Raw genomic sequence first — 24,257 nt, 5'->3', positions numbered from 1 at the left:
CTTGCGCCAACCGCGGCGCATCGCCGCCGCCCTCGCGCTGGCCCGCCTCGCCCTCATGGCCGATCCGGCCGAGGCGCTGAAGGCACTGGCCAGCCTGGCGCGCGGCAAGCGCCAGCGCGGGCGCACCATGCTCAACCGCGCGGCCTCGTGCCATCCCGGCTACTACGCTGCGTGGATCCGCCACGGCGAACCGCGCGCGCTGGCCGCCTGGCTGGGCTCGGCTGAGGCCGGGGGCGGGACGAACCCGCCTCCGCGCATCGGGATCGTCGCACCGGGGCCGGACGCCGATCGGGCGGTCGCCGCGCTCGGCCGGCTAGGCGTGGCCCTGGTGCCGGGCAACCCCGCCGAGGTCCTGGCCGAGGCTGAACGGACCGGGTGCGACTGGCTCCTGCCGCTCCCGGCGGGCTGCCGCCTCTCGCCGCACCTGGCGCGGGTGCTGCCGCTGGCGCTGGCCGCACCCTGTGCCCCGGTGGTTTATTGGGACCACGACCTGCTGGAGAACGGGCGTCGCGGCGCCCCGGTGCTCAAGCCCGACTGGGACCCGCTGCTCCAGCGCGAGGTGGATCTGCTGGGCGGGGCATCGGTGGTGCGGTGCGATCGTGCCGCCGCCGTTCTGGCCGAGGGCGGCGCGGACACCGCCGACCTAGGCGCGCTCCGGCTTGCAGTGGCCTTGCAGGGCGATGCAGGGCCGTTGCACCTGCCGCTCATCCTCAGCCATCAGCCTTGTGTCGCCGTGCCAGCCACGCCGGTCGCGGACGAGGGCGCGGCGGATGGACCGCTGCCCGGCATCTCGATCCTGATTCCCACGCGCGATCGGGCGGACCTGCTTGAAGCCTGCCTCGCCGGCCTTGCGCGGCTGGTCTATCCCGGTCCGGTCGAAATCTTCGTGATCGACAACGACAGCGTGGAGCCGGCCACCCACGCGCTGTTTGCCCGGCTCGTCCAATCCGGCCAGGCGCGCATCGTCGGCCATCCCGGTCCGTTCAACTTCGCTGCCATGATCAACCACGGCGCGCGTGCGGCCAGCCATGACCTGCTCTGCCTGCTCAACAACGATATCGAGCCGCTCGACGGGCACTGGCTGGGCCGGATGGCCGTTCACGCCCTGGTGCCGCGCGTGGGGGCGGTGGGGGCGCAATTGCTCTATCCCGATGGCACGGTGCAGCACGCCGGCATCGCGCTCGGCATCGGCGGCGCGGCCGGGCACGTGGCCAAGGGCGCCTTGCCCGGCGCGGCCGAGCACCGCATCTGGCATTCCGCCACGCGCCGGGTCAGCGCGGTGACGGCGGCCTGCCTGGTGGTGGAGCGGGGGCGGTTCGAGGCCGTTGGGGGGATGGACGAGGAGCGGTTCGCGGTCGATTTCAACGATGTCGACCTGTGCCTGCGGCTCCAGCGCGCGGGCTATGAGAACCGGGTGGTGAGCGAGGCCGCGCTCATCCACCACGAGTCCAAGTCGCGCGGGACCCGGCGGACAGGGGCCGATCTGGTCCGGTTCGAGGGCGAATTGCACAACCTGCAAGCCATCTGGCAGACCAAGACCTGCCGCGATCCCTGGTTCCACCCGCTTTTCCGGAAGGACAGCCAGGAATGCCTGCTCCAGTTCTGACCCCGTCGTCCACAGGCGTGGCCCTGCCGCAGGTGACCCTGGCTGCGATCACCAGCATCGCGCCGGAAGCGACCGCGCGGGCCGTGGCGCTCTCGATGGCCGGGATCGCCTTTGGTGAGGTGCTGTGGATCAGCGACCTTGCGCCGCCGCCATCGCTGGCCGGCCGGGTCCGCTGGGAGCCGATCGCCCCGCTCACCAGCCGCGACGCCTATTCCCGGTTCATGCTGCGCGACCTTGCCGGGCTGGTCGGCACCGATCATGTTCTGTGCGTGCAGTGGGATGGCCACGTGATCGATCCAGCGCGCTGGGACCCGGCGTTCCTCGATTTCGACTACATCGGCGCGGTCTGGCCCCAGTTCCGCGATGGCGCGGTGGTCGGCAATGGCGGCTTTTCCCTGCGATCGCGCCGTCTGCTGCAAGCCTGCGCCGCGCTTCCCGGCTGCGGACCGGAGGCGGAAGACGTGTTCATCTGCCGGACCATGCGCTCCCGGCTGGAGCGCGACCATGCGATCCGCTTCGCCCCGCCCGAACTGGCCGCCCGCTTCGCCTACGAGCGCGAGCGCGGCACTGCGCCGGCCTTCGGGTTCCACGGCGTGTTCAATCTCGTCGAACTGGTCTCGGACCGCGAAGCGGCCGGGCTGGTGGCGCAATTGCCGATGCGCTCGCTGGCCCGCAACGAACTGCGCGAGATCGGGTGGTGGGCGCTCCGGCACGGACGGCTGCGGCTGGCGGCCGAGGTGGCGCGGCGCTGGCGGCGGTGGCTCTGACCAGACCCGGCCCCGCTTGCGCGAGCGCCGGGCAATTGCCATGGGCCGTATTCTATGCAAGTTGGTGATGGTCGCCAACTTGACCAAGTGTTCCCGGAGCTGAGGGCTGCCCAATTTTATTGCGGCAGGCCGGCGAAGACAGAATGAAGATAAACAACAACTTGCCGCGACAATTCCTGCACCTCGCCGATTCCGGGCGCGCCGATGACGTGTTGGGCCGTGGCCGCGAGGTGGTGCAGATCCTTGCCGGCGCTCTCGCCCTGCTGGACGAGGCGCTCGATCACCAGTTCGTTGCCGCCTCCGAACTGATCGCCGCCGGCCGCCGCCAGGTGGTGGTGACCGGCATGGGCAAGTCGGGCATCATCGCCCGCAAGATCGCCGCCACTTTCGCGTCGACCGGAACCCCGGCGGTCTTCGTCCACCCCTCGGAAGCCGCGCATGGTGACCTCGGCACGCTGGCGCCCGGCGATATCCTGCTGGTGCTGTCGAACTCGGGTAACACCCCCGAACTGCGCCCGATCCTCAACTATTCCCGGCGCCTCGCCATCCCGATCATCGCTGCCGCCTCGTCGCCGGATTCGATGATCATGGACATGGCCGACGTGCCGATTCTCCTGCCCCGCGTACGCGAGGCCTGTGCCGCCAATATCGCCCCCACCTCGTCGACCGCCATGCAACTGGCGCTGGGCGATGCCCTGGCCATGGCGGTGATGGATATGCGCGGGATCACGCGCGAACAATTGGGCCTGACCCATCCGGGCGGCGCGATCGGCCTCCAGCTCAGCCGCGTGGACGAGATCATGCAGACCGCCAGCGCCCTGCCGCTGCTGGGGCGCCGCGCCCCGATCGGCGATGTCGTCTGCACGATTTCATCGGGACGCCACGGCCTGGCCGGCGTGCTCGATGAAGCGGGCCACCTGATCGGGGTGATTTCCGACGGCGACCTGCGCCGCCATTTCGACGATCCGGGCACGACCTGTGCCGAGGAGATCATGAACCCGGCGCCCCGCTCGGTCACCGCCGATATGCTCGGCGCCGACGCCCTGGCCCTGCTCAACCGCAATGCCATCACCGCGGCCTTCGTGGTCGATACCGCGCAGGGTGGCTGCAAGCCGATCGGGATCATCCATATGCACGATCTCGTCCGCCACGGGCTGGGTTGAGCGGACCCGCTGCCCATGGCTGATCGCGCGGCGGCATTCGCCATCATCATTCCGGCCCGTCATGCCTCCACCCGCTATCCCGGCAAGCCGCTGGCCATGCTGGCCGGGGCGACCGGCGAGGCGCGGCCGCTGATCCGGCGATCGTGGGACGGGGCCTGCGCGGTCGCGGGGGGCGAGCGGGTGTTCGTCGCCACCGACGATGACCGCATCGCCGAGGTCGTCCGCGGCTTCGGCGGCCAGGTGCTGATGACCGGGCCCGAACGTCGCAACGGTACCGAGCGCTGCGCCGAGGCCGTGGCGCAGATTGGCGCGGATATCGTGGTCAACTGGCAGGGCGATGCCCCGCTGACCCCGGCCTTCATGATCGAGCGGCTGGTCGCGGCCCTGGTGGCCGATCCCGAGGCTGCCATGGCCACCGCCGCCGTGCGCTGTTCGCCCGCCACCTATGCCCACCTCGCCGCCGATGCCGCCGCCGGCCGGGTCGGCGGAACCACGGTGGTGACCGATCGGCAGGGCCGCGCGCTCTATTTCTCCAAGCGCCTGCTCCCCCACGTGCCGGACAGCGACCTTGCCCGCGCGCATGACCAAACGCTGCTCCACCTGGGCCTCTATGCCTACCGCGCCGAGGCGCTGGCCCGCTATGCCGCGCTCGATCCGGGCGTGCTGGAGGAGCTGGAGGGGCTGGAGCAGCTGCGCTTCCTGGAAGCGGGCCTGCCGGTGCGCGTGGTCGCCTTCGACCCGCCCGACTGGTCGCCGATCGAGCTCAACAATCCGGCTGACGTGCCGGTGATCGAGGCCATCCTCAAGGAGCGCGGCATTGCCTGACCGTCCCGCCATGGCCGAGGTCCGCCTCGACGAGGCCATCACCTTCGCCAACGACCGGCCCTTCGTGCTGATCGGCGGGATGAACGTGATCGAGGACGAGGCGCTCCTGCTCGATGTCGCCGCGCAGTTCGTGGAAGTGACCGCGCGGCTGGGCATTCCCTTCGTGTTCAAGGCCAGCTTCGACAAGGCGAACCGCTCCTCGATCCATTCGTTCCGTGGCCCCGGGCTGGCCAAGGGGCTGGCAGCGCTGGCCGCGGTCAAGGCGCGGCTGGGCGTGCCGGTGATCACCGATGTCCACGAACCTTGGCAGGCCGCGCCGGTGGCCGAGGTTGCCGATATCCTGCAATTGCCTGCCTTCCTCGCCCGGCAGACCGATCTGGTCGCCGCGCTTGCCGCCACCGGCAAGGTGATCAACGTCAAGAAGCCGCAGTTCCTGTCCCCGCGCGAGATGGCGCACATCCTTGCCAAGTTCGCCGAATGCGGCAACGAACGCGTGCTGCTGTGCGAACGGGGCACCTCGTTCGGCTACAACAACCTGGTGGTCGATATGCTCGGGGTTGACGAGATGCGGGGGCTGGCCCCGGTGGTGTTCGACGTGACCCACGCGCTCCAGCGCCCGGGCGGCCGGGCCGACAGTGCGGACGGGCGCGGCCCGCAGGCGACTGCGCTGGCCCGCAGCGCCATGGCGCTGGGCCTCGCCGGGCTGTTCCTCGAAGCCCATCCCGATCCCGCCCGGGCCTTGTGCGACGGCCCCAGCGCCCTGCCGCTGGCCGGGCTGGAGCCGTTCCTGCGCCAGGTCCAGGCGATCGACCGGGTGGTCAAGGCGGAGGTGGCCCGATGAGCGTGGACGGCAACGGCAAGGTGGCCCTGATCACCGGCATCACCGGGCAGGACGGCTCCTATCTCGCCGAGTTGCTGCTGGCCAAGGGCTATGCGGTCCACGGGATCAAGCGCCGCGCTTCCTCGTTCAACACCCAGCGCATCGATCATATCTACCAGGATCCGCACGCCCCCGCGCCGCGCCTCAAGCTGCATTACGGCGACCTTGCCGATACCTCCAACCTCACCCGGCTGATCCAGGAGATCCAGCCCGACGAGGTCTACAACCTCGGCGCGCAGAGCCACGTCGCGGTCAGCTTCGAGGCGCCCGAATATACCGCCGATGTCGATGGGCTGGGCGCGCTGCGCCTGCTCGAGGCGATCCGCTTTCTCGGGCTGGAACGGAAGACCCGGCTCTACCAGGCCTCCACCTCCGAACTCTACGGCCTGGTCCAGGAAACGCCCCAGCGCGAAACCACGCCGTTCCATCCGCGCTCGCCCTATGGCGTGGCCAAGCTCTACGCCTACTGGATCACGGTGAACTACCGCGAGGCCTACGGGCTCTATGCCTGCAACGGCATCCTGTTCAATCACGAGAGCCCGCGGCGCGGCGAAACCTTCGTCACCCGCAAGATCACCCGGGGCCTTGCCAATATCAGCCAGGGGCTGGAGCCATGCCTCTACATGGGCAACCTCGACAGCCTGCGCGACTGGGGCCACGCCAGGGACTATGTCCGGATGCAGTGGATGATGCTGCAGCAGGACATGGCCGAGGATTTCGTGATCGCCACCGGGGTGCAGCATTCGGTCCGCGATTTCGTGCGCTGGTCGGCCGCGGAACTGGGGATCACGCTGGAATTCTCCGGCAGCGGGATCGACGAGGTGGGCACCGTCGCGGCGATCGCCGATCCGCAGGCGGTCACCGTGCGCCCCGGCGACGTGATCGTGCGGGTCGATCCGCGCTATTTCCGCCCGGCCGAGGTCGATACCCTGCTGGGCGATCCGACCAAGGCCAGGGAGCGGCTCGGCTGGGTGCCGGAAATCACCGCGCAGGAAATGTGCGCCGAAATGGTCGCCCATGATCTTGCCGCCGCGCGCCGCCACGCGCTGTTGCGCCGCCATGGCTATGACATTGCCGTGGTCCAGGAAAACTGAGCCGGCGGGAGCGAATATTCGCGCCGGTTCGGTGCGGAAAGTTCCCGTTCATCCTTATCGGGTGATAGGGGGGCGGTGATGGCCGTCCTTCCCTTCCTGCGTATCCCGCCGTTTCCCGGCCGCCGCGTGACCGCGCTGGGCCAGACGCGGGCCGAGCCGATGGCCCTGCATCCGCGCGATCTGGCCCGCCTGCCGCAGGCGCTTGCCGAAGCCCGGGTGGGCGGCCCCTTCTGGGGGGCGCAGCCGTCGCTGCCCGCCGGGCGCGACATCGTGCTTGCCCCGGATGATCGGGCCGGGGCGCTGGCCATGCAGGACCTGGTGGCCGCGCGGGGCGAGGCCGGGCGCGCCTGCCTGGTTGGCCCCTTCGCCGCGCGCCATGGCATTCCAGTCATCGCGCGGCTGGTCGATCCGTGGCACGTGGTGGGCCAGGCCAGCCGGGTCATCGCCGGCGCCGAAGGCGAATGGGCGCCGATCGCGGCCCTGGCCGGAGTGGCGGTGGAGGTGATGGGCGAGGGCCGCTGGAGCGCGTTTGACCCGCATGACGGGCGCGCCCTGGTCGCCAGCCTGTTTTCGCCCTGGCGCTGGACCAGCCCCTTTACCGGCAGCGATATCGCGCCGCTTGAAGCGATCGACCTGCTTGGCCAGTGGCGCGCCCTGATCGATGCCAACCGCACGATCGACGCGGTGTTCGGCGTGGCCCGGTGGAAGCGGGTGACAATGGATGGCCTCTTGTGGGACGGCGGCGTCGGGCCGCGCCATGCCCTCGCCGGCGGGCACCGCGCCCGCGCCCTGGGCCGGGGCGCCCGTGCGCTGGTCTGGGGGGCGCGGGTGCCGGCCGGGCTGGTGCCCGATCTCGCCGCGCGAGGCATCGCGGTCGGCGAAGTGGAAGACGGGATGATCCGCGGCACCGGGCTTGGCGCCAACTGCGTGCCGCCGCTCTCGGTCATCGTCGATTTCGATGGCATCTATTTCGATCCCTCGCGGCCCAGCGCGCTCGAACGGCTGCTGGCCGAGGCGGACTTTCCCGAGCGCCTGGTGGCCCGGGCCGCCGCGCTGCGCGCGCGGCTGGTGGCGGCGGGCATCGGCAAATATGGCCGCGCCGAGCCGGCCGCCGCCAACGCTTCGCCGGACAACCGGCGGCGGGTGCTGGTCACCGGCCAGGTGGCGGACGACCGTTCGGTATTGACCGGCGGCCATGCCGCGCTCGGCGCCGAGGCCAACCCCAATCTCGCCCTGCTGCGCCGCGCGCGCGAACTGGAAGGGGCCGAGGCCTGGCTTACCTACAAGCCCCACCCCGACGTGGAGGCCGGCCACCGCGCCGGGGCCATCGCCGAGGCCGAGGCGCTGCGCTGGGCGGACGAGATCGATCGGTCCGGCCCGATCGCGCCCTTGCTCGCCCGGGCCGATTCGCTCCACGTGCTGACCTCGCTGGCCGGATTCGAGGCGCTGATGCGCGGCATCCCGGTGACCACCCATGGGGTTCCGTTCTATGCCGGCTGGGGGCTGACCCGCGATCTCGCGCCGGTTCCGGCGGGTCGCAGTCGAAATTTGTCGATCAACCAACTTGTCGCGGCGACCCTCATCCTGTATCCCCGTTACATGGATCCGGTTTCGCGCTTGCCCTGCCCGGTTGAGGTTCTGGTGCACCGCCTCGAACAGGATCGTGCCCGCGTGACCTCGCCGCTGGTCTGGCTGCGCGAGCTTCAGGGCCGGGCCAGGCTGCTCCTGCGCCGGCCAGCGGACCAGCGCCGGAACCCGGCCCAGAACCCTGAGAGGCCGCGATGAACACCGGCCGCAAGCCCAGCCGCTGCTTCCTGTTCCTCCAGGGACCGCCGGGGCCGTTCTTCCCGCTGCTAGGCCGCGAGCTGGTGCGGCGCGGCTGCGCGGTCCACCGCATCAACCTGAGCGGGGGTGACCGCTATGACTGGCCGCACGGCGCGGTCGACTATCGCGGGCGGATGAAGAACTGGCCGCTGTTCTTCGACCAGTTCGTGCAGGACCACGCAGTGACCGACGTGGTGGTCTATGGCGATTGCCGGCCGGTGCACCTGGCGGCCCTGCGCCTTGCCCAGCTGCGCGGCCTGCAGGTCCACGTCTTCGAGGAAGGCTATATCCGGCCCGACTGGATGACCCTGGAGCGCGACGGGGTGAACGGCCATTCGCGGCTGGCGCGCGATCCCGAGGTGATCCTCGCCGCGGCCCAGTGGCTGCCCGAGGTGCCCAGCCTGCCGTCGATCACCGCTGCCTTCAGCCGCCGCGCGCGTGACAGTTACTGGCACTATCACCATGTCGTGCTCGGCCGCTGGCGGTTCCCGTTCTACACCAGCCATCGCGCCGCCTCGATCGTGGGCGAGGGCATCGGCTGGCTGCTACGCTTTGCCCGCTCGTCGCTGCGCGCGCAGCAGGCCCAGGCCGTGCTCGACGAGATCGCCGGGCGCCATTTCTTCCTGTTCCCGCTCCAGCTCACCGGCGATTACCAGATCCGCGCCCACTCGCCCTTTGCCTCGATGCGGATGGCGGCGGACTATGTCCTGCGGTCCTTCGCCCGCCATGCTCCGGCCCAGGCCATGCTGCTGGTCAAGGAGCATCCGATGGACGTGGGCTATCGCAACTGGCGCCGCTACCTGATGCGCGAGGCCCGCCGTCTCGGCGTGGCCGACCGGGTGCGCCATATCGATGGCGGCGAATTGTCGGAACTGTGCGCCGCCTCGGCGGGGATGGTCTGCGTCAACAGCACCTCGGGTACCCTCGCGCTCGAGGTGGGCATCCCGGTGATCGTCCTTGGCGATGCGGTTTATGATGTGCCGGGGGTGACCCACCAGGGCACGCTCGATGCGTTCTGGTCGCGGCCCGAACTGCCCGAGGGCGATCTCTATCGCGCCTTCAAGAAGGTGCTCCATGCCCGCTGTCTGGTGCGCGGCGGGCTGGCCAGCGCTTCGGCGATCCGCACCCTCATCGCCAACAGCGTGGAGCGGATGCTGGCCGAGGATCCTTCGCCTGGCGAGAAGCTGCGTGCCGCCGCGGCCCGCGGGGCCAGCAGCCGTCAGGAGCTGGGCTCAAGCCCCGAATCGTCCAGATAGCCGCGCCGCCGCAGGGTGGTGAACAGCCGGTTGACCAGCGGGTTGGACCAGCCGCAATTGGTGGCAAAATCGCGTCGCAGGGTATCATGGTGCAACTGGTGCGCGGGCGGGGTCATCAAGAGGCCCAGGCGGCGCAGCAGGGCGATCGGCCAGGGATTGCGCTCGCGGTGGAGGGCGGCATGGAACAATTGGGCGAAGCTGGCGCCGATGGTGAAGGCCAGCGCTGCCGCGGCCAGGCCCGCTGGCAGCGGCCACAGCGCCCAGGTCAGGTTCAGCGCCAGCGACAGGGGCAGCCCGCCCACGATCAGGGTCGATCCGATCAGCCGCCACAGCGAGCGCCGGCCCAGCGCCAGTGGACGGGGGTGGTGATTCTTGAAATCGTAGACCAGCCGCTCGAACGGGGTGATTGCGGCCATGCGTTCGCGCAGCATGGTCTGGTATTCGTCCGATTCGCGCGATCCGGCATAGAAGAACAGGTCGTTCAGGCGCTTGCCGGGCGGGCAGGGGCGATAGTCCATCCACATATGGATCAGGCCCGAGGCCAGATCGGCAAGATACCACCCGGCCACCAGGCCCGGCGCGATCCACCAGCTCGGCCGCGCGGCCAGGGCCAGGGCATTGGCCAGACTGGAGAGGAAGAACAGCCCCAGCAATGCCTGGCGCCAGGATAGATTGTCCTCAATTGGCCGCATGTAACTCACCCGTCGTCGGCAATTGCCATTTCACCCTGTCCGCCCGCGCCCTGCTCCTATAGTGAGGCGGATCGGAGGCAAAGCCGAAATGATCCGGTGACGGGAAGGGGCGCGGATCGCACTGGCAGGACCGTTCGGGCAGAGGGGCCGATGAGCGGCATTTGGGGATCGAATTTCTGATTGAACGTGAATTCCTGATAGATATCAGCCGCCTGGTCTGGCGGGTGTGGACCGGGCGCTTGCCCACCGGGATCGATCGGGTCTGCCTGGCCTATCTCGATCGCTATGGTTCGCGCGCCCAGGCCGTGGTTCAGCGCAATGGTGTCTTTCGCATCCTCGCCCCGCGCGAATCCGACCGGGTCTTCGCCCTGATCCGCAATGGCGGCCCGGGCTTTCGCCGTGGTCTGGCCTCGCTCCTGCCGATCGTGCTGGCGACCAGCGCGGCGCGGGCCAATGGCGCCGATGCGATCTACCTCAACATCGGCCATACCGGGCTGGAAGAGCCGGGCCTGGCCGATTGGGTGGAGCGCTGTTCGCTGCGCGCGGTGTTCCTGGTCCACGATCTGATCCCGATCACCCACCCCGAATTCTGCCGCGCTGGCGAGGGCGAACGCCACGTGGCGCGGATGTGCAATGTCCTGACCTGCGCGGCCGGGATCATCGGCAATTCGCGCGCGACGCTGGACGATCTCGAGGCCTTTGCCGCGGCCGAGGGCATGGCCGTGCCGCCTTATCTGCCCGCCTGGATTTCCGGCAACGATGTCCCCCGGGTGGCGCCTGCCGCCGGGATGGACCGCCCCTATTTCATCGTGGTCGGCACGATCGAGGGCCGCAAGAACCATGTCCTGCTGCTCCAGCTGTGGCGGAGCCTGATCGAGCGCATGGGCAATGCCGCGCCGCGCCTGCTGGTGGTCGGCCAGCGCGGCTGGGAGGCGGAACTGGCCCACGCGCTGCTCGATCGCAATCCGCTGCTCAAGGGCCACGTGCGCGAACTGGGCAATGTCGAGGATGCCGAACTGGCGCGCCTCATCGCCGGGGCGCGAGCGCTGCTGATGCCCTCCTTCGCCGAAGGCTTCGGCCTGCCCATCGTCGAGGCGCTGCAACTGGGCACGCCGGTGATCTGCTCCGACCTTCCCGCCTTCCGCGAGATCGCCGGCGACATCCCGCTGTTCCTCGATCCGCTTGATGGCAAGGGCTGGGAACGCGCGGTGCTCTCGTTCCTCGACGATTGCGCCGAACGCGAGCGCCAGCTCAGGCTCATGCGCGACTATCGCGGGCCGGACTGGGAGGGCCATTTCGCCCAGGTCGATCCCTGGCTGGCTGGCCTGCCGCATCGCCTGCTCGACGGTTCATCAGCCCCGGACCGTTCCGTGCGCCGGACCGCCTGATCCGCCCCTTTCGGCCAACCGCCCTTACGGACCAATCGCCTGGCCCCGGTTAGCTTGCCATTCAGACCTCGCATCCTACATTGGGCCGCGAAAGGATTTCCCCTGCGATGAACGAAGACCAGCCCAACGGTAACCCCTGGCTCAAGAGCCTGCTTGTCTGGGGCGGGATCTTCATGGCCCTGTTGCTGGTCGTCTCGATGTTCAGCGCGAAGACCGATGGCGGGGGCACCCCGGTGCCCTATTCCGATTTCCGCGCGAAGGTGGCCGAAGGCAGCGTCGCCGATGTCCAGGTCGGGTCCGAACGGATCAGCGGGCACTACAAGAACGGCGATGCGTTCAATACCGTGCCGATCCCGAACGATACCACGCTGCCCCAGCTCCTGCAGGACAACGGCGTGAAATATGCGGGCAAGTCGCCGGAAGAACCGAACGTGCTGCTCTATATCCTCGTCCAGGCTCTGCCGTTCATGCTGATCCTCGGCGTGGCCTTCTTTGCCCTGCGCCAGGTCCAGAAGGGCGGCGGTTCCGGCGCGATGGGCTTCGGCAAGTCGAAGGCCAAGCTGCTGACCGAGCGTTCGGGCCGGGTCACCTTCAACGACGTGGCGGGCATCGATGAAGCGCGCGAGGAGTTGGAGGAAATCGTCGAATTCCTGCGCGATCCCAGCCGCTTCGCCAAGCTGGGCGGCCAGATCCCCAAGGGCGCGCTGCTGGTCGGTTCGCCCGGCACCGGCAAGACCCTGCTGGCCCGCGCCATCGCCGGCGAGGCGGGTGTGCCCTTCTTCACCATTTCCGGTTCCGACTTCGTGGAAATGTTCGTCGGCGTCGGCGCATCCCGCGTGCGCGATATGTTCGAGCAGGCCAAGAAGAACGCCCCCTGCATCGTCTTCATCGACGAGATCGACGCGGTCGGCCGCCATCGCGGCCATGGCCTGGGCAACTCGAATGATGAGCGCGAGCAGACCCTCAACCAGCTGCTGGTAGAGATGGACGGCTTCGAGGCCAACGAAGGCATCATCATCATCGCCGCCACCAACCGGCCCGACGTGCTCGATCCCGCCCTGCTGCGCCCGGGCCGGTTCGACCGCCAGGTGGTCGTGCCGATCCCCGATATCGAGGGGCGCGAGAAGATCCTCGGCGTTCACATGAAGAAGCTGCCGCTGGCGCCCGACGTGAACCCGCGCACCATCGCGCGCGGCACCCCGGGCTTCTCCGGCGCCGACCTTGCCAACCTGTGCAACGAGGCCGCTCTCCTCGCCGCCCGCCGCAACAAGCGGCTGGTCGCCATGCAGGAATTCGAGGACGCCAAGGACAAGGTCATGATGGGCGCGGAACGCCGCTCGATGGTGATGACCGAGGACGAGAAGAAGATGACCGCCTATCACGAGGCCGGCCACGCGATCGTCTCGGTCAACGAGGCCGCGTCCGATCCGATCCACAAGGCCACGATCATCCCGCGCGGCCGTGCGCTCGGCATGGTCATGCGCCTGCCGGAGCGCGATTCCTATTCCTACCACCGCGACAAGATGCACGCGAACCTCTCGGTCTCGATGGGCGGCCGCGTGGCGGAAGAGCTGATCTTCGGGCACGACAAGGTGTCGTCGGGCGCTTCGTCCGACATCCAGTACGCCACCAGCCTCGCGCGCAACATGGTCACCCGCTGGGGGATGTCCGACAAGCTCGGCCCGCTCCAGTATGAAGACCAGCAGGAGGGCTATCTCGGCATGGGCGGCACCGCCCGCCTGTTCGCGTCCGACGAGACCAACAAGGTGATCGACAGCGAAATCCGCGGCCTGGTCGACGGCGCCCACGCCCGCGCCACCGCGATCCTCAAGGAAAACGAGGACAAGCTGCACCTGCTCGCGCAAGCGCTGCTCGAATACGAGACCCTCTCCGGCGAGGACATCGCCCAGCTCCTCAAGGACGGCAAGATCGACCGCCCGGATCGCCCGGCCAGCGGCAATGCCCCGGCACCCGTGCGCGGCTCGGCCATCCCCAAGACCGGCAAGCGCTACGGCGGCGAAGCCGCGCCGCAGGGGGCGTGACCGCCTGCGGGATGCCTCCAAGGCGGAGGCATCCTGTTGGCAATATCGGCCTGTCGGGGTATGTTGCCGTCATGGACAAGTTCTCGCCCATCGTCTCGGAGTTCGAGACCGAGGAAGAGGCTGCGGCCTACGACCGCTGGTTCCGCGCCAAGGTAGAAGCTGCGCGGGCGGATCCACGCCCGCCCGTTCCGCATGACGAGGCGATGGCCCGTATCCGCCGAAATCTTGAGAAGCTGCGCTCGCAGCACTGAAAAGCAGTCCCCGTCGCCTTGGGCTTGACCCGGGGCTCCGCTTCCTTTTGCCTTGGGCGGGCATACCTGCCCTCGCGTTCCACTCACCTGCGGCACATGGGCTGGACCCAGGATAAAGCCGGGGCGATGGACAGCGAGGGGAACGAGGAAGTCAGCCATCGACATGGTGTGCCGCACCACCGAGAGGCGCCGCAATCCCACCCTCGTCATTGCGAGCAGCCGCAGGCTGTGCGGCAATCCAGGGCGGCAGGGCGCTGCCCCGGGTCGCTCACGGCACAGCCGCCCCGCCCAACCGCCGCCCCGCCCCAACGAAAAAGGCCCCGGTTTCCCGGGGCCTTTTTCCTGTCGGCAGGGCCGCAAGGGCTCAGCCGTCGTAGTCACCACCTAGCGAGGTGTTGCGGACCGGGGCGGCGGCGGTGATCCGCAGAGCTTCGGCCTGCTGCGACAGCGAGCCGATTTCATCGACCTCGTCGTCGTCCTCGGGCTGGACGCGCTGGAGCGCGTTGATCATCGATTCCTTGAGGTTGGCGGGACGCACGGTTTCATCCGCGATCTCGCGCAGGGCGACGACGGGGTTCTTGTCCCGGTCGCGTTCGATGGTGAGTTCGGCCCCACCCGAAATCTCGCGCGCGCGCTGCGCGGCAAGCAGGACGAGGTCGAAGCGGTTGGGAACCTTGTCGACGCAATCTTCAACGGTAACGCGTGCCATCAAGCACTCCGAATGGTCAGAATCTGCCGGAAAGACTGGCAGCTAGGGAAAGGGGCGCGGAAAGTCAAGGAAATGGGGCAGGTCAATGTGCGCCTTGATTTGGTTTCGTGCCGCTTCCGCGATGAAGGCGCTGCGCGTGAGGCGGCGCGCGGCGCATCCGGCGGTTGTCAGGAATTTGCGCAGGCAAATGTGCAACTCGCGCGGTCAATCGTCCCCATAGGCCGCGCCCAGCGCATCCTCGGCCAGATCGCTGAACCGGGTGATGCGCGGCTCGAAGCGCATCCGCACCTTGCCGGTGGCGCCGTGGCGCTGCTTGGCGACGATCAGTTCGGCGAGGCCATAGACCCGCTCCATCTCGGCCGCCCAGGCGCCGTGGGCCTCGTGGGTTTTTGCGTCGTCGGTTTCGTTGGGGCGCTTGGGTTCCTTGGCGGCGACATAATAGTCCTCGCGGTAGACGAACCAGACCATGTCGGCGTCCTGCTCGATCGACCCCGATTCGCGCAGGTCCGAAAGCTGCGGGCGCTTGTCTTCGCGTTGTTCGACCGCGCGGGAAAGCTGGGAGAGGGCGATCACGGGAACGGAGAGTTCCTTGGCCAGCGTCTTCAAACCGCGCGAGATTTCCGAGATTTCGTTGACGCGGTTGTCTGTCGCCCGGCCGCTGCCCTGGAGCAGCTGGAGATAGTCGACCACCACCAGGCCCAAGCCGTGCCGCCGCTTCAGCCGCCTTGCCCTTGCCCGCAGGCCGGCGATGGTCAGCGCGGGGGTATCGTCGATGAACAGCGGCAGTTCGGCCAGGCGCTGGCTGGCGAAGGACAGCGACTGGAAATCGTCGCGGCTGATCTTGCCCATTCGCAGGGCTTCCGAACTGATCCCCGATTGTTCGGCGAGAATGCGGGTGGCGAGCTGGTCCGCGCTCATTTCCAGGCTGAAGAAGGCCGTGGCCGCGCCGACCGATTTCTCGTCCGGGATACCATCGAGCCGGTCCCGCCGCAGGCGGTCGGCGGCGTTGAAGGCGATGTTGGTGGCCAGCGAGGTCTTGCCCATGCCCGGGCGGCCGGCAAGGATGATGAGGTCGGAATCGTGCAGGCCGCCGACCTTCTCGTTGACCGAGGTGAGGCCAGTGGTCTTGCCCGAAACGTGGCCGCCCGAAAGCAGCGCCTGTTCGATCATGCCCAGCGCGGTCTTGGTCGCGGTGGAGAAGTCCTTGGCTTCGTTGTTGGTCGAAGCGCCCTCGGCCACCTGGTAGAGCGCGGCCTCGGCATTCTCGATCTGCTTGAGCGGCTCGACGCTTTCGGAGGTGTCGAGCGCGTTCTCCACCAGGTTGCGGCCAACGCTGACCAGCTCGCGCAGGAGCGCCAGCTCGTAGATCTGTTCGGCGAGTTCGCGGGGGGCGAGCAGGCCCTGGCCATCGGCGGTGAGGCGGGCGAGGTAGGTGACCCCGCCGAGCGCCTTCAGCGCCTCGTCCGCCTCGAAATAGGGCTTGAGCGTGACCGGGGTGACGATCGCCTTGCGATCGAGCAGCTGGGTGACCCGTTCATAGATGCGGGCATGGCACGGCTCGAAGAAATGCGCCGGTTTCAACGGCGTATTGAGTTCCTCGATCACCCGGTTGTCGATCAGCACAGCGCCGAGGAAGGCGGCTTCGGCCTCGATGTTGGCGGGCAGCTGGCGCACGGGGGCTGCGCCGGGGATGGAGGGCGCGGCATCGAGCGCGGGGATGATCAGGGCTTCGGTCATGAGCGGGCGACTGATGCGCCTGTTCCGGATTCGCGGCAAGGCCCGCGCGGGCAAAGGCGCTGTGGATAGCGGGGACGATTGCCGGGCCTTCGCAGACACGCCTTGCTAGCGCCCTTCGCATTTGCAACAAGCGGGGCCGCATGGGCCAGCAGCGCATCTCCCACATCGAGCTTGACGAGGCGACGATCATTGCCCGCAATGCCGATATCGAACAGGAGCGCAGGGTTGCCCTGTTCGACCTGATCGAGGACAATGCCTTCACCCCGGTGCGTTCGTTTTCTGCTGGAAACCCCGGCCCTTACCGCCTGCGCCTGTCGGTCCAGGACGGGCGGCTGGTGCTGGAGATCGGCGACGAGGCGGGCCAGCCGCTGGAGACGATCATCCTTGGGCTGGGCCGGTTCCGCCGTCACATCAAGGACTACTTCGCGATCTGCGACAGCTATTACCAGGCTGTCCGCAAGGCCAGCGCGACCGAGATCGAGACCATCGACATGGCCCGGCGCGGGGTTCACAACGAAGCGGCCGAGCTGCTGCTCGAAGCCTTCGCCGGAAAGGTGGAAAGCGATTTCCTCACCGCACGCCGGCTCTTTACGCTGATCTGCGTGCTGCATATCAGGGCCTGACGGGGCGCGCACGCAACGGCCATGCAACGCTGATGCAAGCAGGCCGCTGCCAGGATACGGGACGGTTACGGCCATGGCGAAAAGAAGCGGCGCCCGCTCCGGCGGCAATTGGCGCCTGCGGCTCGCGGCTCTGGTGCTGCTCGCGGCGCTCGTGGGGGCGGTTGCCCTGTGGTGGCATCTGCGCGGATGGACCCCGCCGCGCGAGGCGTTCCCCGACCAGGGCGCCGAGGTGGGCACGATGGAAGGGGAGGTCGATTGGAAGGCGCTGAAGGCGGTGGGCGCCGATTTCGTCTATCTCGATGCCTCGGCCAGCGCCTTTGCCCGCGATCCGGCCTTCGTGAAGAACCTGGAGGATGCCCGCGCCGCGAAATTGCAGGTGGGCGCGGTGCATCTCTATGATCCGTGCCAGCCGGCGGAAAAGCAGGCGGCGAATTTCGTGACCGTGATCCCGCGCGATGCTAGGATGCTGCCCGCCGCGGTGGACCTTGACCGGCTGGCCGACGATTGCCCGGTGCCGGTGAGCGATGCGGCGGTGGAAAGCGAGCTGACCACCTTCCTCAACCAGATCGAGAACCACACCGGCAAGGCCGCAATCCTCAAGCTCTCGCGCCGGTTCGAGGCGCGCTACCATGTGGCCGCCGCGCTCGATCGCAACCTGTGGCTGACCGGCGAGCGGGTGGAGCCGGACTATGCCGGGCGGCCCTGGACGCTGTGGACCGCCAACACCCGCCTCATCACCGATGCGAGCGCGGAGCCGCTGCGCTGGGTGGTGGTGCAGCCCTGAGCTTGCGGGCATAGTGGCGCCCATGACCACGCCCCCCAATCGCTCTGCCCTGATCGAAGCCGCCCGCGCGGCTTCGGCCAAGGCCTATGCGCCCTATTCCGGCTTCCACGTGGGCGCCGCGCTGGGCTTCGCCGATGGGCGGGTGGTGACCGGCGCCAATGTGGAGAATGCCAGCTACGGCCTGTCGCTCTGCGCCGAGACGGTGGCCGTGGCCGCCGCGATGAGCGCCGGCGCGCGAGGCGGGCTGGTGGCGGTGGCGGTGATCGGCGGCGCGGCGGGAGCAGGCGGCGAGGCAGCCCCCGGGCCGGAGCCGGTCACGCCATGCGGGCGCTGCCGGCAGGTTCTGGCCGAACTGGCCGGACTGGGCGGAACCGACCCGGTGGTGTGGTGCGTTTCGGGCGAGGACGTGCTGGAGACGCGGCTTTCCCTGCTGCTGCCCCATGCCTTCGGGCCGGGGAATTTGTAGGTCTCCGCAAGGACGACGAGGGTGGGGCCGGAAATCCTCTGCCTGCAAATCTTGGTTAAGGACTTTCCACTAGGGGTGTTTGCCTGGGCCGCTGCCATGGGGGATGGCGGCCCGCCGGAAAGCCTTGTGCCCGCCTGATGATCCGCAGCAAGACCACCTTTGTGCTTGGGCCTGGCGCCGCGGCGGAGTTGCATTTTCCGGGGCCGGGGGAGACGCTGGAGCGGATTGCGGCGGCGCTCGATTTTTCGCGCGCCTCGGCCAACCAGATGACCCGCGATACCGCCGCGATCCTGCGTCACGTGGGCAAGCTGGCCGAGCGGACGGGGCGGACCGAGGAACATCTTTATCGCGCCGCCCAGCGCATTCACCAGGCGGCCAAGGTGGGCCGCACGATCGAGGGCGTGGTTGACCAGAACGACGACGATCCGCTGGTCGAGGCTTTCGGCAAGCTGGCGCTGGCGGTGTTCACGCTGCAATCGGAGCAGCGGTCTTCCGTGCGCGCCGTGCCGCAGGTGCCCGGGGGGGTGCCGTTGCAGACCGGCGATTACTGGCTGCTGGAACTGGGGCGGCTGATCTCGGCCGGGCTGCCGCGCTCGCAGCTGGAGAAGGGGCTGGCGGACCTGGCCATCGTGTCCTTCACCTATGACCGTTCGGCCGAGCACGTCCTGCCCTATGTGCTCTCCACCGCCTACGGGATGACCGTGCAGGAGGCGCAGCGGCTGGTGGCGGGCAAGCTCAAGGTGTTCCATCCGCTGGGTTCGGTGGGCCGCCTGCCGTGGCAGACCGGCGAGGGGCCGGACGTGGACTGGGGCAACGAGACGGCCTGGAACATCGCCGCGCTGTCGGCCCATATCCGCACCGCCGGCCAGGCGATGAAGGACCGCGCCGCGCTGGGCGCGCTGCGCGCCGCCGTGGCGGCCTCGCAGCGGATCGTGTTCCTGGGCTTCGATTTCGCGCCCGCCGCGCTCGACCTGATGGTGGACGGCAGCCTTTCGCACAATCCCGAGCTGGTCATTTCCGCCCCCGGCCTGACCGGGCCGAACCGCGATGCCGCGATCCGGATGCTCAAGCGCAAGACCGGGGTGGAGCGCGACGACCGGGTGATCCTGGGCGAGGGGCGGTGCCTGGACCTGCTGAAGGATTTTTCGCTGCTGCTGGAGAGTTGACGGGGCGGGCTTCGGCGAGGCCGTTACCCCCACCCAACCTGCGCTGGAGCAGGATGACATTGCGTTGAAGCGCAAAGCCCTTCCCCGTTGGGGAACGGTTGGGATGCGGGTTCCACGCCGGCGCCGTACCCCCACCCCCAGCCCCTCCCCAATGGGGAGGGGAGCCCGGCGCTTCGATCCAATGGCATCAGATTCTGGACGGCTTTGCCGTCAAGCTGCGGGATCCCTCTCCCCGGCGCGGGGGAGGGCTGGGCGTTTCGTTGGTCAGGTTTCGCGGGTTTCCAGCCATTCGCCCAGCGCGGCGAGGCAATCGCGGGCGAGCTGGCGGCTGCGGGCCGGGCTCCAGCCGCGCGCCGGATCGGGCAGGTCGTCGTTGTCCTTGAAGGGCATTTCGAGGGTCATCGAGACGCAGCCGTGCGAGCGGCCGAAGCGCTGGGCCAGCTGGTTGGTGCTCATCGCGAGATTGGCCGCGCCGGGGCGGGCGACGGGATAGCCCAGCCGCGTCTGGAAATCGGGGGTGCGGCGCTGGAGGATCTGGCGGTAGCGCGCATATTCGGCGCCCTGCCGTTCGGTCCACGAAGGGATGCCCTCGAACCCGGCGAGGAAAACGGCGGGAATCGCCTCGTCGCCGTGGACGTCGATCGCGAAGTGGACGCCGGTTTCATCCATCGCATCGCGGATGGCGAGGACTTCGGGGGAGCGTTCGGGGCTGGGGGCGTGCCATTCGCGGTTGAGGTTCACGCCGGCCGCATTGGTCCGCAGGTGGCCGCGGAAGGAGCCATCGGGGTTGCAATTGGGCACCAGGTGGAAGCGGCAGAGTTCGCGCAAGGTGCGGCCCCAGGCATTGCCGGGATCGGTGAGCAGGTCGATCGCGCCTTCCATCCACCATTCGGCCATGGTTTCGCCAGGATGCTGGCGGGCATAGAGCCAGACTTGGACATCGCCCTCGCCCAGATCGAGGCAATCGATCGGCCGGCCATCGAGGCTGGTGCCAAGGCAGCGGTGGGTGACCCCCGGCGCGCGGGCGGCGCGGGCGACGAGATCCTCGTGCCGTTCGAGCGAATAGGGGGCGAAATAGGCGAACCAGGCGAGATCGCCACTGGGGCGGTGACGGATGGTGAGAGTGCCGCCATCGGCCTCGCGGTCCCACGTCGTTGCCGCGCGGGTCCATTCGGCGCGGTCTTCCGAGACGGCGGCGTGATAGCCGGGCCAGCCCAGCGGATAGGCGCTGGCGGCAAGGCCGGTGAGGCGAAGGACCAGTTCGCGCCCGGCGCAGCCCGCCACGCGGAAGTGGAACCACTGGAAGAAATCGGCGCCCTGGTCCTTGCGGATGGCGAGGCGGGCCTCGGTGCCGGACAGGGCGAGCACTGCGATATTGCCGGAATCGAAGGCCGCGTGGATCTGGATATCGGGGATTGGGATATCGGGCATGGTGCGAGCGTTGCGGTCAGGGCGCCGGGCGGACCAGCACGGTCTCGCCCGAGCGCCCGGGAAATCCGCCGAGCAGCGCTGAGGCCAGCTGGGCCGCGCCGAGCGGACTGGTGGCCAGCGGCGAATCGGCGCGGACCGTGAACAGGGCGCGCCCTTCCCACAGGATCGCGCGGCTGGCCGAATCGCGGATCACCAGCCCCAGCAGGGTTTCGGTCATCCGGGGCGGCGGGCCGGACAGGTCGATCCCCACGCCCATGCCCAGGCCCGAGCCATGGGTTCCGGCCGAACCGCCCAGCCCGACGCTGACCGGCGAGCGGGCGCGTTCGGGCTGCCAGGTGCGCCGTTCGAGCCGCACCTCGGCGACCTGGGCGGCGACCTGGGCGGCGATCTGGGCGCCTGCCTGCCCCGGGGGCGTGGCATAGCCGGCGCGCTGGAGTTCACGGGTGACGGCGGCTGCGAAGGTTTGCAGGTCGGCCGAGGCCGGGTCCATCCCCGGTGCCGGCACCACCGCGATCGGGCCGTGGCCCAGCGGCGCCACATCGGCCACGTGGAAGCGGGTGACCTCGATTGGCCCGGTGGGCGCGACGCAGCCGGCCAGCGGGAGCAGGAGCGCAAGCGCGAGCAGGCGCCGGAGGGAGGCGGGAACCATGGGGCCAACCTGTGCCGCCCGGGGGGCATTTGCAAGGACGGCGTGCTCCGCCGGTCTTTCCGATTCCAGGGCCGATCGCAGGGCCGATCGCCGGCGGCGCGCCCGCTGCAACCGTTTTAACGGCTTGGCGCCAGCTCTGTGCTAGCGCTTAACGCCTGTTGCCAAGGAGCGATTCGCGAACGATGTCCCAGCCTGCCCCCATTCCCGTTCTGGTCACCGGCGGCGCCGGCTATATCGGCAGCCATGCCGTGCTGGCGCTCAAGGATGCCGGCTGGCCGGTGGCGGTGATCGACAACCTGACCACCGGCTTCCGCTTCGCGGTGCCCGGGGACGTGCCGTTCTACGAGGGCGATATCGCCGACGAGGCGCTGGTGGCGCGAATCTTCGCCGAGCAGGGCATGGGCGCGGGCACCGGGGCGATCATGCATTTCGCCGGATCGATCGTGGTGCCTGAATCGGTGGAGGATCCGCTCAAGTATTATCACAACAACACCGCCAAGACCCGCGCCCTGATTGCCTCAGCCGTGGCGGCGGGCGTGCCGCATTTCATCTTCAGTTCGACCGCCGCCACCTATGGCGAACCGGACGTATCGCCGGTGACCGAGGACTGCCCGCGCCGGCCGATCAATCCCTACGGGATGTCGAAGCTGATGACCGAATTCATGCTGGCCGATACGGCCAAGGCCCATGCGCTCAACTATTGCGCGCTGCGCTATTTCAACGTGGCCGGGGCCGATCCGCAGGCGCGTTCGGGCCAATCGACCGCCGGGGCCACGCACCTGATCAAGGTGGCGGTGGAAGCGGCGCTGGGCAAGCGCGGCCATGTCGGCGTGTTCGGCACCGATTTCGACACGGCCGACGGCACCGGGGTGCGCGACTATATCCACGTGGCCGACCTGGCCAATGCCCACCTGCTGGCACTGGAGGCGCTGATCGCCGAGCCGGCGCGCTCGCTGACGATGAATTGCGGCTATGGCCGGGGCTTCTCGGTGCTGGAAGTGCTCGATGCGGTCGACCGGGTGACGGGCGGCGCGATCGCGCGGCGGTTCGAGGGGCGGCGCGCGGGCGATCCGGCGAGCCTGGTTTCCGACAACCGCCTGATCAGGGCCACCCTGCCGTGGGAGCCGAAATATGCCGACCTTGATACCATCGTGGCCCATGCCCTGGCCTGGGAACGGCGGCTGGGGGACCTGCGGGGCGCCTAGATTCGCGTGCGGACGGGCGGGCGGCGGGCTTTGGCCAGCCAGCGCCTTGACTCGGGCCGGGCCTGCCTTTAACGGCCCGGCTTCCAGTTTTCCGCGGGGTTGTCCCGCACGAGGTACTCCATGAAGATTCGCAACAGCCTGAAGTCGCTCAAGGACCGTCACCGGGACAATCGCGTGATCCGTCGTCGCGGCCGGACCTACGTGATCAACAAGACCAACCGCCGCTTCAAGGCGCGCCAGGGCTGAAGGCCCGGGTTGCGGCCGGGCCATGATGGCCTGGCCGGCATGATCGGCGGCCCGCCTCCCTTGCCGGAGCGCGGGCCGCGGTCGTTTGGGGCGCGGCCTGCCGGGCCGCCGGGCGGAGCAGGTGCGATGGCGGGACGGATCGAGGCGGTGGTCTTCGATGTCGGCCGGGTGTTGGTCGAATGGGACCTGGGCGCGCTGTACCGGCCGCTGATCCCCGATCCCGCCGAATGCGCCTGGTTCCTGGAGAACGTGGTCAGCGAGGCCTGGCACTTCCAGCACGATGCCGGCCGTTCGCCCACCGAAATGGTGGCCGAGCGCAGCGCCGAGTTTCCCGATCATGCCGAGCTGATCGCCGCCTGGGCGACCCGTTTCAACGAAACCATCCCTGGGCCGGTGCCGGGCACCGCCGACCTGGTCGAGGCGCTGCACGCGCGCGGGGTGCCGCTCTATGCGATCACCAATTTCGGGGCCGAGTTCTGGGCCGGCTTCCGCCCGCACTGGCCGGTGATTGGCCGCTTCCGCGACGTGGTGGTTTCGGGCGTGGAGAAGGTGACCAAGCCCGATCAGCGCATCTACGAGATTGCCCGCGCGCGCTTCGGCCATGCGGCGGAGGCCATGCTGTTCATCGATGACAATGCCGCCAATATCGAGGCCGCGCGGGCCTGCGGCTGGCAGGGGCACCATTTCACCGATGCGGCGGGGCTGGAGGCGGACCTCAGGGCGCGGGGGCTGATCGGTTAGGCTTTGCGCCGGCGGCATCGCCCGGCATCCTGCGGCCATGAACCGCCGATTCGCCCTTGTCGCCCTGATCGCCGCTGCCGTGCTGGGGGCGCCCGCCGCCGCCGCGCCGCGCAAGGCCACGCCCGCCCGCCCGGTCCCGCCGCCGCCGCCGCCCGCGCCGCTGGGCGATACGGTGCGGGTGATCATGGTGACCGAGCTTGGCCCGATCGAGCTGGCGCTCGATCATGGCCATGCGCCGGTCACGGTGGAGAACTTCATGCGCTATGTGGATGGCCGCAGGTTCGACGGGATGACCTTCTATCGCGCGATGCGGCTGGCCTGGGGCGACCAGCCCAATGGCCTGGTGCAGACCGGGCTGCGTGGCAATCCGGCCAAGGTGTTCAAGCCGATCGCCCACGAGCCGACCAGCCAGACCGGCATCCGCCACAAGGCCGGAACCCTTTCGATGGCGCGCTGGGCGCCGGGCACGGCGACCGCCGATTTCTCGATCCTGCTCTCCGATCTGGGCGGGCTGGATGCCAATCCCGAGGCCGCCGATGCCGAGGCCCGGGCCGGCTATGCCGCCTTTGGCCGGGTGGTTTCGGGCATGGACGTGGTGCGCCGGATCTGGGATTCGCCGCTTTCGCCCACCGCCGGGGAAGGGGCGCTCAAGGGGCAGATGCTGGAGCCGCCGGTCAAGGTGCTGACCGTGCGGCGTGCGGCCCAGCCGTGA

24 protein-coding genes are annotated in these 24,257 nt (G+C 69.0%); 19 read left to right on the top strand and 5 right to left on the bottom strand.

Features of this window, described 5'->3' with window-relative positions; all coding sequences use genetic code 11:
* Position 1 precedes the first annotated feature (1 nt).
* From ACFOD9_RS03270 to ACFOD9_RS03235, 8 genes are all read left to right on the top strand, one after another.
* Entirely contained in the window at positions 2-1,606 is a 1,605-nt protein-coding gene (locus ACFOD9_RS03270) for a glycosyltransferase family 2 protein (RefSeq protein ID WP_379508650.1), read from the top strand.
* Entirely contained in the window at positions 1,588-2,373 is a 786-nt protein-coding gene (locus tag ACFOD9_RS03265) for a DUF5672 family protein (RefSeq protein WP_379508649.1), read from the top strand. The genes ACFOD9_RS03270 and ACFOD9_RS03265 overlap by 19 nt, the downstream gene beginning before the upstream one ends.
* A 143-nt stretch (positions 2,374-2,516) precedes the next feature.
* Positions 2,517-3,536, top strand: coding sequence for a KpsF/GutQ family sugar-phosphate isomerase (locus ACFOD9_RS03260; protein ID WP_379508648.1), 1,020 nt, complete (start codon positions 2,517-2,519; stop codon positions 3,534-3,536).
* Positions 3,537-3,551: 15 nt separating this feature from the next.
* Positions 3,552-4,361: a 3-deoxy-manno-octulosonate cytidylyltransferase gene (gene kdsB, locus ACFOD9_RS03255; protein WP_379508647.1), complete on the top strand. Its 810-nt coding sequence runs from the start codon at positions 3,552-3,554 to the stop codon at positions 4,359-4,361.
* On the top strand, positions 4,354-5,202 hold the full coding sequence (gene kdsA, locus ACFOD9_RS03250; RefSeq protein WP_449290021.1) for a 3-deoxy-8-phosphooctulonate synthase: 849 nt from the start codon (positions 4,354-4,356) through the stop codon (positions 5,200-5,202). The genes kdsB and kdsA overlap by 8 nt, the downstream gene beginning before the upstream one ends.
* Positions 5,199-6,335, top strand: coding sequence for a GDP-mannose 4,6-dehydratase (gene gmd / locus ACFOD9_RS03245; RefSeq protein WP_379508646.1), 1,137 nt, complete (start codon positions 5,199-5,201; stop codon positions 6,333-6,335). The genes kdsA and gmd overlap by 4 nt, the downstream gene beginning before the upstream one ends.
* 78 nt (positions 6,336-6,413) lie before the next feature.
* Positions 6,414-8,120, top strand: coding sequence for a capsular polysaccharide export protein, LipB/KpsS family (locus ACFOD9_RS03240; protein ID WP_379508645.1), 1,707 nt, complete (start codon positions 6,414-6,416; stop codon positions 8,118-8,120).
* The gene (locus ACFOD9_RS03235) at positions 8,117-9,415 is read left to right on the top strand and encodes a capsule biosynthesis protein (RefSeq protein WP_379508644.1); all 1,299 of its coding nucleotides are present in this window, start codon (positions 8,117-8,119) and stop codon (positions 9,413-9,415) included. The genes ACFOD9_RS03240 and ACFOD9_RS03235 overlap by 4 nt, the downstream gene beginning before the upstream one ends.
* On the opposite strand, the gene ACFOD9_RS03230 is transcribed toward ACFOD9_RS03235, so the two are convergent.
* The gene (locus ACFOD9_RS03230; protein ID WP_379508643.1) at positions 9,379-10,107 is read right to left on the bottom strand and encodes a fatty acid desaturase CarF family protein; all 729 of its coding nucleotides are present in this window, start codon (positions 10,105-10,107) and stop codon (positions 9,379-9,381) included. The two genes, ACFOD9_RS03235 and ACFOD9_RS03230, sit on opposite strands and share 37 nt — an antisense overlap.
* A 161-nt stretch (positions 10,108-10,268) precedes the next feature.
* Here ACFOD9_RS03230 and ACFOD9_RS03225 point away from each other — a divergent pair, with 161 nt between their 5' ends.
* The 3 genes from ACFOD9_RS03225 to relB all read left to right on the top strand — a co-directional run bounded on the left by ACFOD9_RS03225 (position 10,269) and on the right by relB (position 13,788).
* Entirely contained in the window at positions 10,269-11,495 is a 1,227-nt protein-coding gene (locus ACFOD9_RS03225) for a glycosyltransferase family 4 protein (protein ID WP_379508642.1), read from the top strand.
* A 107-nt stretch (positions 11,496-11,602) separates the two neighbouring features.
* Entirely contained in the window at positions 11,603-13,537 is a 1,935-nt protein-coding gene (gene ftsH, locus ACFOD9_RS03220) for an ATP-dependent zinc metalloprotease FtsH (protein ID WP_379508641.1), read from the top strand.
* Positions 13,538-13,608: 71 nt separating this feature from the next.
* Positions 13,609-13,788: a type II toxin-antitoxin system RelB family antitoxin gene (gene relB, locus ACFOD9_RS03215; RefSeq protein ID WP_379508640.1), complete on the top strand. Its 180-nt coding sequence runs from the start codon at positions 13,609-13,611 to the stop codon at positions 13,786-13,788.
* A gap of 364 nt (positions 13,789-14,152) precedes the next feature.
* Here the strand turns inward: relB and rpoZ are convergent, their stop codons facing one another.
* Positions 14,153-14,497: a DNA-directed RNA polymerase subunit omega gene (gene rpoZ, locus ACFOD9_RS03210; RefSeq protein ID WP_379508639.1), complete on the bottom strand. Its 345-nt coding sequence runs from the start codon at positions 14,495-14,497 to the stop codon at positions 14,153-14,155.
* Positions 14,498-14,701: 204 nt separating this feature from the next.
* Positions 14,702-16,234, bottom strand: coding sequence for a replicative DNA helicase (locus ACFOD9_RS03205; protein ID WP_379508638.1), 1,533 nt, complete (start codon positions 16,232-16,234; stop codon positions 14,702-14,704).
* A 140-nt stretch (positions 16,235-16,374) separates the two neighbouring features.
* On the opposite strand from ACFOD9_RS03205, the gene ACFOD9_RS03200 reads away from it, so the two are divergent.
* The 4 genes from ACFOD9_RS03200 (at position 16,375) to ACFOD9_RS03185 (ending at position 19,273) form a co-directional block, all read left to right on the top strand.
* On the top strand, positions 16,375-16,857 hold the full coding sequence (locus ACFOD9_RS03200) for a UPF0262 family protein (RefSeq protein ID WP_379508637.1): 483 nt from the start codon (positions 16,375-16,377) through the stop codon (positions 16,855-16,857).
* Positions 16,858-16,930: 73 nt separating this feature from the next.
* Positions 16,931-17,641 (top strand): glycoside hydrolase family 25 protein, encoded by a 711-nt coding sequence (locus ACFOD9_RS03195; RefSeq protein ID WP_379508636.1) that lies wholly within the window; start codon positions 16,931-16,933, stop codon positions 17,639-17,641.
* Between the two features lie 22 nt (positions 17,642-17,663).
* Positions 17,664-18,107: a cytidine deaminase gene (locus tag ACFOD9_RS03190; RefSeq protein ID WP_379508635.1), complete on the top strand. Its 444-nt coding sequence runs from the start codon at positions 17,664-17,666 to the stop codon at positions 18,105-18,107.
* A 137-nt stretch (positions 18,108-18,244) separates the two neighbouring features.
* Entirely contained in the window at positions 18,245-19,273 is a 1,029-nt protein-coding gene (locus ACFOD9_RS03185) for a hypothetical protein (RefSeq protein WP_379508634.1), read from the top strand.
* A gap of 264 nt (positions 19,274-19,537) precedes the next feature.
* On the opposite strand, the gene ACFOD9_RS03180 is transcribed toward ACFOD9_RS03185, so the two are convergent.
* Together ACFOD9_RS03180 and ACFOD9_RS03175 are read right to left on the bottom strand one after the other, a co-directional pair.
* A complete protein-coding gene (locus tag ACFOD9_RS03180; protein WP_379508633.1) occupies positions 19,538-20,704 on the bottom strand; it encodes a M14 family metallopeptidase in 1,167 nt (388 codons plus the stop codon).
* A 16-nt stretch (positions 20,705-20,720) separates the two neighbouring features.
* Complete coding sequence (locus tag ACFOD9_RS03175; RefSeq protein ID WP_379508632.1) at positions 20,721-21,353, bottom strand: DUF4136 domain-containing protein; 633 nt, start codon at positions 21,351-21,353, stop codon at positions 20,721-20,723.
* Between the two features lie 182 nt (positions 21,354-21,535).
* Between ACFOD9_RS03175 and galE the strand changes: the two genes are divergently transcribed.
* From galE to ACFOD9_RS03155, 4 genes are all read left to right on the top strand, one after another.
* Entirely contained in the window at positions 21,536-22,558 is a 1,023-nt protein-coding gene (gene galE, locus ACFOD9_RS03170) for a UDP-glucose 4-epimerase GalE (RefSeq protein WP_379508631.1), read from the top strand.
* A 120-nt stretch (positions 22,559-22,678) separates the two neighbouring features.
* Complete coding sequence (gene ykgO / locus ACFOD9_RS03165; RefSeq protein ID WP_003046794.1) at positions 22,679-22,804, top strand: type B 50S ribosomal protein L36; 126 nt, start codon at positions 22,679-22,681, stop codon at positions 22,802-22,804.
* A 126-nt stretch (positions 22,805-22,930) separates the two neighbouring features.
* Positions 22,931-23,545, top strand: coding sequence for an HAD family hydrolase (locus ACFOD9_RS03160; protein ID WP_379508630.1), 615 nt, complete (start codon positions 22,931-22,933; stop codon positions 23,543-23,545).
* 37 nt (positions 23,546-23,582) lie between these two features.
* Positions 23,583-24,257 (top strand): peptidylprolyl isomerase, encoded by a 675-nt coding sequence (locus tag ACFOD9_RS03155; protein ID WP_379508629.1) that lies wholly within the window; start codon positions 23,583-23,585, stop codon positions 24,255-24,257.

This window comes from Novosphingobium bradum (assembly GCF_042646485.1).
GTDB lineage: Bacteria > Pseudomonadota > Alphaproteobacteria > Sphingomonadales > Sphingomonadaceae > Novosphingobium > Novosphingobium bradum.
This window is presented reverse-complemented; position numbering and strand designations above follow the sequence as displayed.